At 59.7% G+C, this 12490-nt stretch carries 13 protein-coding genes; 5 read left to right on the top strand and 8 right to left on the bottom strand.

The window, feature by feature from the left end; translation table 11 throughout:
* Positions 1–10 precede the first annotated feature (10 nt).
* Positions 11–466: a hypothetical protein gene (locus DX908_RS15680; RefSeq protein ID WP_116393422.1), complete on the top strand. Its 456-nt coding sequence runs from the start codon at positions 11–13 to the stop codon at positions 464–466.
* On the opposite strand, the gene DX908_RS15675 is transcribed toward DX908_RS15680, so the two are convergent.
* Positions 453–830 (bottom strand): YbaN family protein, encoded by a 378-nt coding sequence (locus DX908_RS15675; RefSeq protein WP_116393421.1) that lies wholly within the window; start codon positions 828–830, stop codon positions 453–455. The genes DX908_RS15680 and DX908_RS15675 overlap by 14 nt on opposite strands.
* Before the next feature lie 44 nt (positions 831–874).
* Complete coding sequence (locus DX908_RS15670; RefSeq protein WP_158548875.1) at positions 875–3877, bottom strand: hybrid sensor histidine kinase/response regulator; 3003 nt, start codon at positions 3875–3877, stop codon at positions 875–877.
* Between the two features lie 201 nt (positions 3878–4078).
* On the opposite strand from DX908_RS15670, the gene DX908_RS15665 reads away from it, so the two are divergent.
* Both DX908_RS15665 and DX908_RS15660 read left to right on the top strand, forming a co-directional pair.
* Positions 4079–5122, top strand: a complete 1044-nt coding sequence (locus tag DX908_RS15665; protein WP_116393419.1) for a patatin-like phospholipase family protein — start codon at positions 4079–4081, stop codon at positions 5120–5122.
* 27 nt (positions 5123–5149) lie between these two features.
* A complete protein-coding gene (locus DX908_RS15660; protein WP_199564780.1) occupies positions 5150–5647 on the top strand; it encodes a DUF302 domain-containing protein in 498 nt (165 codons plus the stop codon).
* On the opposite strand, the gene DX908_RS16195 is transcribed toward DX908_RS15660, so the two are convergent.
* The gene (locus DX908_RS16195; protein ID WP_147303836.1) at positions 5644–5871 is read right to left on the bottom strand and encodes a hypothetical protein; all 228 of its coding nucleotides are present in this window, start codon (positions 5869–5871) and stop codon (positions 5644–5646) included. The genes DX908_RS15660 and DX908_RS16195 overlap by 4 nt on opposite strands.
* Positions 5872–6001: 130 nt before the next feature.
* Here DX908_RS16195 and DX908_RS15655 point away from each other — a divergent pair, with 130 nt between their 5' ends.
* Positions 6002–6430: a helix-turn-helix domain-containing protein gene (locus DX908_RS15655; RefSeq protein ID WP_116393418.1), complete on the top strand. Its 429-nt coding sequence runs from the start codon at positions 6002–6004 to the stop codon at positions 6428–6430.
* 61 nt (positions 6431–6491) lie between these two features.
* Positions 6492–6944 (top strand): MaoC family dehydratase, encoded by a 453-nt coding sequence (locus DX908_RS15650; RefSeq protein WP_116393417.1) that lies wholly within the window; start codon positions 6492–6494, stop codon positions 6942–6944.
* On the opposite strand, the gene DX908_RS15645 is transcribed toward DX908_RS15650, so the two are convergent.
* From DX908_RS15645 to DX908_RS15625, 5 genes are read right to left on the bottom strand one after another with little or no spacing between them, the layout of a single operon-like run.
* On the bottom strand, positions 6941–7267 hold the full coding sequence (locus DX908_RS15645) for a hypothetical protein (RefSeq protein WP_147303835.1): 327 nt from the start codon (positions 7265–7267) through the stop codon (positions 6941–6943). The genes DX908_RS15650 and DX908_RS15645 overlap by 4 nt on opposite strands.
* Positions 7261–8556 (bottom strand): ATP-binding protein, encoded by a 1296-nt coding sequence (locus DX908_RS15640; protein ID WP_116393415.1) that lies wholly within the window; start codon positions 8554–8556, stop codon positions 7261–7263. The genes DX908_RS15645 and DX908_RS15640 overlap by 7 nt, the downstream gene beginning before the upstream one ends.
* Positions 8553–9428 carry a sensor histidine kinase gene (locus tag DX908_RS15635; protein WP_116393414.1) on the bottom strand — a complete coding sequence of 292 codons (876 nt, stop codon included), beginning with the start codon at positions 9426–9428 and terminating at the stop codon, positions 8553–8555. Before DX908_RS15635 ends, DX908_RS15640 begins: the two co-directional genes overlap by 4 nt.
* A gap of 59 nt (positions 9429–9487) precedes the next feature.
* Positions 9488–11395, bottom strand: coding sequence for a cation:proton antiporter (locus tag DX908_RS15630; protein ID WP_116393413.1), 1908 nt, complete (start codon positions 11393–11395; stop codon positions 9488–9490).
* Positions 11396–11418: 23 nt separating this feature from the next.
* The gene (locus DX908_RS15625; protein WP_233508743.1) at positions 11419–12195 is read right to left on the bottom strand and encodes an enoyl-CoA hydratase; all 777 of its coding nucleotides are present in this window, start codon (positions 12193–12195) and stop codon (positions 11419–11421) included.
* Positions 12196–12490 lie beyond the last annotated feature (295 nt).

Below are 12490 nucleotides of genomic sequence, written 5' to 3'. Positions count from 1 at the left end.
GAGAAGGAAAATGGCTGGCACTCTGGACCGTCACGTATCGTTCCATTGGAGGGCATTCGCCATTTATGCCGGGCTGGGACCGCCCGTCGGCGCATGGCTGTTGCTCACTATCCTGCTGATCCCTGAAATGATATCAGCGCAAAATCCAATTGAAGCCTTAGGCCTTTACTTGGGGATGGTCTTCTTCAGCCTGCTGTTCACCTATTTCACAGGTGGCCTGCAGGCCATTGCGACCGGCCTAATCGCCGGATTCGTCGCAGCATTTGGGGATGGCCGAGTCGGCTGGTGGACAGCACTTCTTGCTCCGGCTGTGGTGGGCGCCATCACCTATCTGATCCTGGCATCGATGGGCAGCAAAGACCCGGGCTTTGCACTGACACTCGGCGTAACTGGCATAGCCGCGAGCCTGACCCTGAAGCTCCTCTTTAACCGGACCTTCAGCACACCACAAATCAGTCATCCATAGAAGGCGGTGATGGTCGCGAGAGCACAAAAATCGCGACCATCATCAGCACCATTGCCTGAACAGCGAGAACAAGTGCCGGGACTTTCAGGGCCACTGATATCAACACAACAGCCAACATGGAGAGCACAGAGACTGTTTTCGCGCTTCGGCTGATCGCCCCGTAGCGGTTCCAGTCCTCAATCAGCGAGCCAAAAATCTGATGGTGCACCAGCCATTGATGCCAGCGCTCAGATGAACGGGCAAAGGCGAACGCTGCAAATAACAGAAACGGCGTTGTCGGTAAGAGCGGCAGGACCACGCCCACTGCACCGAGCCCGACTGCGACCATACCCAGAAGCAACCACAGGGCACGTTTCGGTGTCATCTGCTGATCACTCCGTAGACAGCAGAAGCACCTGCATTCCTGCCCTACTCAGCCATCGCTTCCTTGACGACTGCAGCGACCTTTTTAAGCGTGAATGGCTTTTGCAGATAGCCTGCGTCCTGAATCTCTTCGAGCTTGTCGCGCATCGCGGTCTCGGCATAGCCGGACATGAAAATGACCTTGGCCTTGCCGAGCTTGTCGCCCGCTTCCTGGATCAGGGTCGGCCCGTCCATCTCAGGCATCATGATGTCTGAGAGGACGACATCGAAGGGTTCATCGGTGTCCTCGATGATCTCCAGCGCCTCATCCCCGTCACAGGCTTCGACAATCTCATAGCCGCACATGCCGAGCGCGCGAACGACAATGTTCCTTACACTGTCCTCGTCCTCGACGATCAGGATGCGGCCCTTACCGGTCAGATCATCGACCTGAACTGCACCGTCATCCTTGCGGGCCTTCGGCTTGGCGGCAGTCGCTTCTTCTTCTGAGAGCGCCGGCATGAAGATACGGAAGGTTGCGCCCTCGCCTGGCCGGTTATGCAGGAAGATACGCCCGCCAAGCTGGCCGACAATGCCGTGCACGGTGGAGAGGCCAAGCCCCGTCCCCTTGCCTTCGCCCTTGGTCGTGAAGAACGGCTCGAAGATCTTGTCGGCGATATCCGCCGGAACACCGGGCCCTGTATCTTCCATCTCGATCAGGACGTGATCAATATTCTCAAGCACCTGATAGCCATAGCTCTCGATTTCCGCGGCCGGGACGCGGCGTGAACGCACCGTCAGCGTGCCGCCCTTGTCCATCGCGTCGCGCGCATTGACCGCAAGGTTCATGATCGCCAGCTCAAGCTGCGAGCGGTCGGCCTTCACACAGCCAACCTGACGGCCATGGTCGACCTCGACCTTCACCTTTTCAGTCACATAACGCTGCACGAATGGCGTGAAGTCGGACAGCAGCTCAGTCACCGAGACGACTTCGGGCTGGAGCGTCTGCTTGCGTGAGAAGGCGAGCAGGTTCGAAGTCAGATTCCGCGCGCGTTGGGCATTCTCGCGGATCGAGACAAGGTCCGGGTACGAAGGATCGCCGGCCGGGTGACGGCGCATCAGGAATTCCGTCGCGCCCATCATCGCCTGCAGGAAGTTGTTGAAGTCATGCGCAACGCTGCCCGCAATCTTGCCGATCGCTTTGAGGCGTTTGTCATGCGCATAGTCTTCTTCCATCCGCTTCTGGAAGGAGACGTCGATCGCATAAAGCACCATCTGGCGCGGGCCATAGGCGCCGCGGCGGCGTTTGATCGGCCGGGCGAGAAGCCGCAGATGCTGGCCGTCAGCGCCCTCACCCACCAACACATCGACGGGCCGGGTCAGGGCCTTGGTCGCGCTTTTCGCCCGCATCGCGGCGAGCAGATCACGCATGGAATCAGGCGGCAGGACATCAGCAAGGCGCATGCCGGGGTTTGCGCCTAGGCTGTCAGCGATCAGACGGTTGACCGTGCCGAGCCGCGCATCGCTGGTCACATCGCCCTCGACAATCGCCACCCCGATCGGCGCATCGGTCAGGTCGGCAGCCGCATCAACGCCTTGCTTGTCAGCGGTCAGGGCCGTCTTCGGCATCATCTCGACACAGACAAAGCCCTCGCCAACCCCGGCGCGGGTAAAGGCAGTAAAGATGACACTGACATTGCCGGTGTCAGAGGATTTGGCGCGGACGCGGCCTTCGAATTCCTCAGGCGCGTCTTCCCAAAGGCCTTCGACCACGTCCTTGGACTCGCCAAGAATGATATCTGAGAAAGAGACGTCACGAATGGTCCCGACACCGAGCAGTTCCTTTGCGGCCTCGTTCAGCCAGGCGATATTGCCCGATCGCTCCAGCGCCAGAACCGGACGAGGATAGGCCTCATAGGCCTTGCGGAAGGTGTCTTTTGCCGTCTCGACCGGCATTTCGCGCAAGCGCCAGGCGACATGCTTGCCCTTGTCGGCCATAGGCCGCACGGAAATCTCGTAGCGCCGCTTCTGCGGAGAGCCGTCGTCCTGAAGGCCCATTGTCTGGGTAATGATCTCATCCGCCTCGAGCCCGGAGCGCGCGGCGCGGGCGAGACGGAACATCTTGGAGCTTTCACCTGAAGACTGGCTGAAGAGCCGGTCGATCCTCGGCGGCAGGCCGGTGACGCCGACGACACCTGCCAGCCGGGCAATCTTCATATATTGCTCATTGGCGTAGACAACGACGCCGTCACGACTGGTCACAAGGCGCGCATCAACATCCGCATCCAGAAGGTTTTCGGCAAGCCCGAGCGCCGCCAGCACATCGCGGCCGGCAAGCGACTGGGCCTCGGCCTTGGGCGCGGTTGGGCGGCGCAGGAGCAGCCCAGCAAGCAATAGCGGTGAGTAAGCGCCGGTCAGAGAGGCAATCAGGAGGATCGTCGCGAAGATGAAAATCCCGCCGGCAAAGAGTCCGACGACGCCAAGGCTGACCCCGCCGACAAAGACCGCATAGATGATGCTGGAGAGGAACAGGCTGACCGAAACCCAGAGCGCAAACGGCGTCATCCGTTCAAGCAGCGGCGCGTTCACGCGCGGCAGTTTTTCCGGCTTCGGCTCTGAAACCGCGGCTGGCGCTGCGACTATCGGGGCCGCAGCCGAGACGTCGGCGAGTTCCTTCGCCAGTTCCTCAGCGACCTGTTTTTCTGCTCTGGGCTCTTCCATCGCGTCCATCACGGGGACGGTATCATGCTCGACAACCAGCAAGTCATCGGGCTCAGCAGCTGCGACAGGTTCAGCCGGAATTTCTTTTTCAACCACAGGCTCAGCGGGACCATCTTCGAGCAGCGCCGCTTCAACTCTTTTTTGCCACGGCACCTGACGGGGCCCTGTCGGGCGTGGGCGAAGCGTTTCTTCGTCCATGGTTTCCGGATCGAGCGAGGTGCCGAGCGAATCATCTTTGAGGCTCAGCTCTTCAGCCACCCGCGCAGCGGCCGCCATTGCCCGCTCCGCACGCTGGGCATTTTCCGTGTCAGGCACGTTGACCTCGTCGCTGTTCTCTGCGTCTTTCATCTCTGACCGACTTGCCGGTGTCTTCAAAACCCGCGACACATCAAGGACTTCAGGTGTCGTTGGAGTTTTTTTGCGAAACAGTGTGAGAGCCATGAACACCCTTTCGACCGAACCGATCGTAACGCTTAACGGGACCACCTTCCCGCAACTTTGACCGGCGGATCCGGTCACTGTGAAATCGTATCCGAATTCTTACCTGAAATGGTTAATGCGTTTTTCACACCCGCAATGGACCAAACTCTTATGCATCGTCCTGATTCGTCCCCAAAAACAAGCGAGCGCCCCCGTCTGGGGCTGGCGCTGGGCTCCGGCGCAGCCCGCGGTTGGGCTCATGTTGGAGTGCTTCGCGCCCTCGATGAATGGGGGGTCGAGGTCGATGTTTATGCCGGCTGTTCGGTCGGGGCGCTGATCGGCGCAGCACGGCTTCTTGATATCTGGGATCCCTTCCTCGACTGGGCCCGGTCGTTGAGCGCCATTGATGCCATGGCAACATTCGGGATCAGCCTCAGCCGCGGCGGGGTGGTGAATCCCGACAAGGCGTTCACCCGCTTTGCCGAACACGACAAGCCGATTGAGGAGCTGCCCAAACCCTTTGCCGCTGTAGCCACTGACCTCGCGACCGGGCATGAGGTTTGGCTCGACCGCGGCTCGGCGCTCAATGCCTGCCGGGCCTCCTCTTCTGTGCCGATGATCCTGCAGGCCGCCCGCTATCAGGTCGGCTATACCGAGCACTGGCTGATCGATGGCGGCGCGTCGAACCCCGTGCCCGTGAACCTTGCTCGTGCGCTTGGTGCAGAGCGCGTGATCTCTGTCGACCTCAACACCGTGACACTGGCACTCAGCCGATTTAACCGCCCCAACACGACCGCTGTTATCCCCGCCCCTGACCCCGATGAAGGTCTGACAGGCCCCTTCGCGCCACTCGCCAAAGCATTCGGCGGCGCCAAGCGCGACCTTGTCCGCCGCATGGCGCTGGCCCGCGCGAAGTCTCAGGCACAGCCGCAGCTCTTCGAGACAGCGGCCGCGACTATCGACATCATCCAAGGGCAGCTGGCGCAGGCCCGCGCCTATATCGATGTCGCAGATGTCCGCCTAACCCCGGATCTGAGCTGCGCGTCAGCGGCGGCGTTCGACCATCACGAGGAATTCGAGCGCATCGGCTATGAGACCGCGCAAGCCCAAAAGCAGGAAATCCTTGCAGTTGCCGGTTTGGCTCCCGACATTTCCAAATCTGACGATGAATGATATTGCCCCTGACAAGGGAGAGTTAAAATGCGGCTCATGATTTGCGCGCTCAGCGCGCTTGTGCTGGCGGGGTGCGGCAAAGCACCGGTTGCCGAAGCGGAAGCCAGTGAAACAGTCTCTGCACCGGTGCTGATTCAGGACCGCTTTCGGGTTTACGAAAGCGCCCAGTCCCATTCGGTGACGCTTGAGCGCCTTCTGCAGTCACTCGACCGGCGTGATCTGACTGTCTTTTCACTGATCGATCACCGGGCCGGCGCCCAAAGCATTGATCAGGAACTGCCGCCCTCGACGCTTGTGATCTTCGGCAACCCGAAAGGGGGCACACCCCTGATGCAGGCAGAACCCTTGATGGGAATCGAATTACCAATGAGGGCGCTGGTATATGAACAAGACGGCAAGGTCATGCTGGCACTGACGGGTACGGATTTCCTTGAGCGGGAATATGACCTCACCTCAAAGGAAAGCATCTTCAAGCGGATGGAGCAGACACTCGAAACGATTGCGAACGAAGCAACCGCGCCCTAGTCGGGAATGTTTGTATTGGCCGCAGCCTTCATGATGTCTGCTGGATCTGGCTGACACGCCAGAAGCAGTATCTGGATGGAAGGATGCGTATTGGCAAATCGCTCCATAGCCTTGGCGACCCTCCGCTCACGCATCATCAACAGAAGACCGAGAACGACATCATCCATGCCAAGTTCTTCCAGTGTCTGGAGGATCGCTCGTCTTATCGGTGTTGTGGAGGTCATTCCTTCAGGACTCGTTCTCAACTCAGATACTCAGCTGGCCCTTTCTCCTAAATCTCCCCCAAAGACGCAAACATAAGTTGTCATTTCAACTAATATCACGCATAAGATGCATCAGTTCGGGAGAAAAATCATGACAGCATCCGCTTCGGGAGTACCAGGAGCGTCCGATCCGTTGGAGTTCAAGGACCCACACGAGGCCCGACGACCCCATGCGCTCGATGTCATGATCGGCAATTCGCTGAGAGCGCGGCGCAGAAGCCTCGGGCTTTCGCAGCAGACGCTCGCCGGACGCTGTGGCTTGAGTTTCCAGCAGATCCAGAAATATGAGGCGGGAACGAACAGAATCCCCGCCTCCCGGCTGTTCACCCTCGCCAATGCCCTTAACACTACGCCCACGGATCTTCTGACCCGTATCGCCGTCGCCGAGCAGCAAGCGCATGATGAGGTGCTCCGCAAGCGGCTCTACGAAGTCATGAGCGGGCTGAGCGGTGAAGGGCTCGCCGCCCTTGTGACCCTTGCCGAGCAGATCGCTGACAAGTCGCCTGAAACAGGCGCTTGAAAAAGCAGCCCAGACCGGGCACCTCTGCCGCCAGTTTCAAGAACAATAAGGCGAGGATGCCATGCCGGGGCTCTGGTTTGAGGAATTTAGCGACGGTCAGGTCTTTGACCATGAATGGACCCGCACGGTCACCGAAAGCGACAACATGCAGTTCTCGCTCATGACCATGAACCCCCAGCCGCTCCATATTGATCGTCATGCCGCCGCAGCAACCGAATTCGGCCAGCCGCTGATGAATAGCCTTTTCACACTGGGGCTGATGATCGGGATGAGCGTCAATGACACGACGCTCAACACAACTGTCGCCAATCTCGGGATGGAAGCGGTAAAATTCCCCGCGCCACTGTTTCAGGGGGACACTGTCCGGGCCCGGACGACCGTCATCGGCACGCGCGCCTCAAAATCACGCCCCGGTCAGGGGATCGTCACTTTCCTGCATGAGATGTTCAAACAGGACGGCACGCTGGTTGCGAGCTGTGAACGCGCCGCCCTGATGAAGGCCAAGCCTGCCTAAGCGGCGTTATCCGCAGACGGCGGCGCTTCCCCTGCCCCGAACCGGCGCCAGCGATTAATGGTCTCGGCGATTTCCGTTTCGATATCCTCGCCGAGCGTCGGCATCGGCCGGGATCCGGGTATCGCAACCGCCGGCAGCTCGCTCATCATCACGCGGCCCGCAAAGGAAATCCCACGCCCGACCGTCATGGCTTCGCGCTGTTGCAGGGCGCCCAGCGAGTCGATGCAGGCAGGCGCAGGTTCAGAGAGAATTTCCTCCACTGCATCGCCATCGAGCGTTGACGGCATACGGTGCAGGAACATCGTCCCACAACGGATCAACACGTCCCTGTCAATATTTTGCGCGGACTAGACGCCGTCAGGCCCAGTGCCGTGCCCAGCTTCCTTGGCCGTCCGCCCAGCACACGGATCGCATCGCGCGCAAATCTCGACGCCTCGTCCTGTACCTCCGCGGGCGCATAGCGCTCGGCATTGTCCATGAGAACGAGCGTGTGCCGCGAAATGCCCGACCATTCGGCGAGCGCTGCCGCTAGCCGGCAGACGACAGAGACGATGAGCTTATCAAGCCCTGCGGTCAGTCGACCAAGCTGGAGCACGGCCAGCGGCGGCGAACGGTCGAGACGGAAGAGATCACACAACAGTGTCGAAAGATTGTCCGTGGTCGCCGCGGTCCCGAAAATGATCGACAGGCGCGGGTCGGCGATCGCCGTCATCAGGCGCCCGCGCAGGCGGCTTCTAACTGCGAGCGAATGCCCCAGATCCTCAGCCGCCTTCTCGATAAAGGTCAGAAGATCCGTCACGCGGTAAGGGATCGGCGCATCAATAGAGACCCCTTCGGAGCCCATGATCTGACCATGCCGCTGGAGAAAATTTCGGCGAGCTGACGGGATGGCCTGATCAAGCAATGCCCGTTCATCCCGGTCCAGATCATCCCCGCTCATCGAGAGGACCCAGACCAGCTCATCATAAGTCAGGAGCCAGTGCGGAAAGAGGCCCGGTCGCGGCTCAATGACACTGGCAGCTTTGCCAAAGGATGTGCCGAATTCATTGTAAGGATCGATCAGGAGCGCATGGATCGGGAATCGCGCACGCAGAAGCGCCCGGACGATACAGGCAAGCGACGCACTCTTGCCAGTGCCAGACGCCCCCATGATCGCAAAGCCGCCATCCAGCAGCATATCCGGATCGACCGTAGCCTTGACGCCATTGATCCCCTGTACATCCCCGATGGGCAGCGCTGTTTCATCCGCATTGCGATGAAGCAGTTTGAGGTCAGGGGTGGTCGCCAGATGCACGACGGAGCCAAGCGCAGGGGATGCGGGCACGCCGCGGCTATAGACCGGCACATCGCCGTCGGATTTGAGACTACCGGTCAGTTCGACCTGAATGACCCAGAGATCCTCGCCATCGCCCTCAAGGCCCGGAGCTGGCGCGTTGATCCCTGATATTACACCGACCGCCGGCTCATTCCGCCCTGCGGCAAGAACGACATCGCCCATCCGCAAGGTGGGGCGTTCTTCCGCATGGGAATCGATGAGGACAAGGACGTCGCGCCCCGTATTGGCAACGACCCGTCCGAGCCTGACGGTGGCATGACGGCTGACCGCACTCATGAAGCCAGCCTTTCAAACGCGCGCTTATGCTCTTCGCTCGCGACCGGCAGGGAGAAGCGGATCAGAACGCCGTCATCCGGTTTGGTCTTGATGCTGAACTTACCCTTGTTTAGTTCGATATAGCTTTTCGCAATCGGCAGGCCGAGCCGCCGCGGATCGAACTGGCGGTAAAGCCCCTCATGAACCTGCTCGAATACGCGCAAGGACTCATCGATCATCTTGGCGTCAACTTCCGTACCGGTCGCATCAAAGGCGATATAGACATAATTGGCGCTCTCACCCGCAAGCCCGCGCCGTGTGCTGACCTTGATCGAGACCGGTTCATCCGAGTTCAGGAATTCAACCAGATGGCGGAAGGCGATGGCGACTTTGTCCGGATCAACATCGACGGGGGGCAGCTCGCCACCGAAATCACGGGTGAAGGTGACGTCGATCGCGTCATCTTCCTCCAGCGCTTCCATCGTCTGGGTCAGAACATCGAGGATGTCGACAGCCCGGCGGGAGAGCTTGGTGCCGCCGCTTTCGGCATCGGCAATTTCGAGGATCGTGTTGATATGCGAGAGCAGCAAGTCGGCCGACTGCAGAATATAGTCGATATATTCGTTCTTCTGCTCAGGTGTGATCTGCATTTCCTCCGCCTGCCGCAAAATCCCGGCGAATCCGGTGATCGCATTGAGCGGTGTCCGAAGCTCGTGGTTCATCGAAGCGAGGAATGCGCCGCGCGCCCGATAGGCGAGCTCTGTCTCAACCTTGGCTGCACGCAAAGCCACGCCCGAGTGATGGCGCCGGATGGCGTCACCAAGACGCTCCGCATAAACGTTCAGCAAATCGTTCTTATGGCGGCGAGAACGTGCCGCCCGAACCGCCGTCATGGCTGCCACCCCTAATCACATACGCCATTAATCTATCGGCGAGGTTGATTAATCAGGAGTTAAGACTTGAGTTTGTCGATCGCTTCGCTCTTGCGGCGCTCGATTTCCTTGACGTCTTCAGACGTGCCCTCTCCGGCGGCCTTTTCGTCCTTCTTTTTGGAAGGCTTTTGCAGCGGGCCAGTTTCGGGCGGGACATAAGCGAGGACGCGGTCCCCGACCTGAAGCTCGATGGGGGCTTCGCTGGTCTGGAAGACAAGACCGCCCTTGCGCTCGACCATGACGATCATCGCTTCTTCAGGCAGGCGCTCGCGGTATTTGGCCGGAGTGAACTCCTCCGACAGCCGCGTGAACTGGAATGCCCAGCCAGCCCAGTGACGGCGCAAGAGGTCCTCGAGACCCGTCTTCTCCGACAGGAACGACCGGCCTTGCAGCGCGTAAGACACTGACTGGCGGCTGTCATCGCGGCCCTTGGCGGAGAGCTGATAGGTCGAATTACGCGACATCTCCGGCGCAAGATCGGTACAGACCAGCGCGTTGTGCGCCTCATTCCCCGACAGTGCGAGCAGATAGCCATAGCGGACAAATTCGATGTGGTGCTCGGTCACCTCAGAGAGGATCTCGCCATAGAAGGTGTCGATCCCTTTCTGCCGAGCTTCGCGCAGGCGCCGGAAGCTGGGGTCGGTGATCAGAACCGGACAGCCAAGCTCCTTGATTCTTTTGGCAAGCGCCACGGCCCAGGGTGAAGCGCCGACGATCAGGACGCCCGGCGGGGCATCAGAGGCAAGGCCAAGAAACTTGCCCAAGGGCGTGATCGTGAAGCCGTGCAGGATGACGGTCGCGAACACCATCGCAAAGGCGAGCGGCACCATCAGGTGACCATTCTCGAACCCGTTCTCTGGCGTCATTGACGCTGCGAAGAGACCAGAAACCGCAACCGCCACGATCCCGCGCGGCGCGATCCAGCTGACAAGCAGCCGCTCCTGCAAGGAAAGTTCGGTCCTCATGGTTGAAAGCATGACGGCGGCAGGGCGCACAACGAAGAGCATGACAGCCACAAAGCCCATGATCCGCAAATCGATCATCGCTAGCGTCTCAAGCGTCAGATTGGCAGTGAGCAGAACAAAAACCCCGGCGACGAAGAGGATCGCAATCGTCTCCTTGAAATGCCGGATCTGGTTGATCGAGGGGAGCTTTGAGTTGGCCATGGTAATGCCCATGACCGTGACGGCGATCAGGCCGCCCTCTTCCTGCAGCAGGTTGGAAACCGAAAAGGCGAGGAGAACGGCGGTCAGCAGGATCGGCGCCTTAAGATATTCTGGTACCCAGCCGCGGCGAAACGCCTCGGCGAGCCCGCGCCCGACGATAATCCCCCATGCAACGCACAGGATCGAGCCGAAGATCAGGCTGCCAAAGACCTCAAAGCTCGTGAGCGAGGCCATATTCCGGGTGATGACATATTCAAAGGTGATGACGGCCGCGAGTGCGCCGACGGGATCATTGACGATCCCCTCCCATTTGAGGATGGCCGAAGGACGGGTCGAGAGCTTGGCCTGCCGCAGGAGCGGAATGATCACCGTCGGTCCGGTCACGATCATGATCCCGGCAAAGAGGATCGCGGTCGGCCAATCGAGCCCCGCGACGTAATACCCAGCGATCGAACCAAAGATCCAGACGAGCGGCCCACCGATCAGCAAGAGCTGACCGATCCCCCGGCTCAATCCTCTCAGTTCACTGAACTTGAGCTGTAGTCCGCCCTCAAAGAGGATCACGGCGACGGCGAGAGAAATGATCGGCCGGTAGAATTCGCCGAAGGTCTCCTCCGGCTTGAGGATGCCAAGGAACGGCCCGACGATCAGCCCGGCAATCGCCATCAATACGATGGCGGGCATATTTGTGCGCCACGCGATCCATTGGGCCCCGATTCCGAGAATCCCGATCAGGGTAACGACGAGGACCGTATCATGCATGGGCGGTATCCGGCCTAACTGGGTTAGCGGTTTTTGAAGGCGGCTTTACGCTTTTCGACGAAGGCCGTCATGCCTTCCTTCTGATCTTCAAGCGCGAAGACCGAGTTAAAGACCCGGCGCTCAAAGAGGACACCTTCGGTGAGTGTCGTCTCATAGGCGCGGTTCACGCATTCCTTGGCCATCATCACAACCGGGCGAGAGAACTCGGCGATTCGCTGCGCCACTTCGAGGGCATTGCTCACAAGCTCCGCTGCCGGAACGATGCGTGAGACGAGCCCTGCGCGTTCGGCTTCTTCAGCGCCCATCATCCGGCCGGTCAGGCACATCTCCATTGCCTTTGATTTGCCAATGAAGCGGGTCAGGCGCTGGGTACCGCCAATGCCGGGGATGACGCCGATAGTGATTTCCGGCTGGCCGAATTTTGCCGTGTCCGCCGCAATGATGAAGTCACACATCATGGCAAGCTCACAGCCGCCACCGAGCGCATAGCCAGCAACAGCCGCGATGATCGGCTTGCGGCAGCGGGTGATCTCATCCATCGCCGCGCTGACTTTGTCCTCATTGAAGACTTGCGAGAATTCGAGATCGGCCATTTCCTTGATGTCGGCGCCAGCGGCGAAGGCTTTCTCCGAACCGGTGATGACGATCGCGCCGATGGCGGTGTCTTCTTCCGCCTGCTTCACGGCCTGCGTCAGTTCGCCCATCAGCTGGGCATTGAGCGCATTCAGGGCGTCCGGACGGGAGAGCGTAATCAGCGTCACATTGCCTTCATTGCGCGTCTCAATGGTCTCAAACATGATAAAAGCTCCTGCCACTCGGGCCTTTGCACTGGCCGCGGCGCATACGCTGACCTATCTTCGCGTACAAGGTCAGGAGTGAGTCTCCTGACGGTGCCCACTGGCGAAACCATACGGTGCCCGCTAGAGGGCATCGAGAAGACACCAATTCACGTCATTTACGGAAATGAGGACCGACCCCATATGTTCCTTCTTAGCCCCGCCCTCATCATGATTTTTGCTTTCGTGCTCTCCTTCGTCGCACTCAACATCATCGAAAAAGGCCGCTGGGACTGACCCTCAAGGCTTTATCTCCCTG

The sequence above is a fragment of the Parvularcula marina genome (genome assembly GCF_003399445.1).
In the GTDB taxonomy this organism is placed as follows: Bacteria; Pseudomonadota; Alphaproteobacteria; order Caulobacterales; family Parvularculaceae; genus Parvularcula; species Parvularcula marina.
The sequence above is the reverse complement of the archived record's forward strand: the minus strand, read 5'-3'. Positions and strand labels throughout refer to the sequence as shown.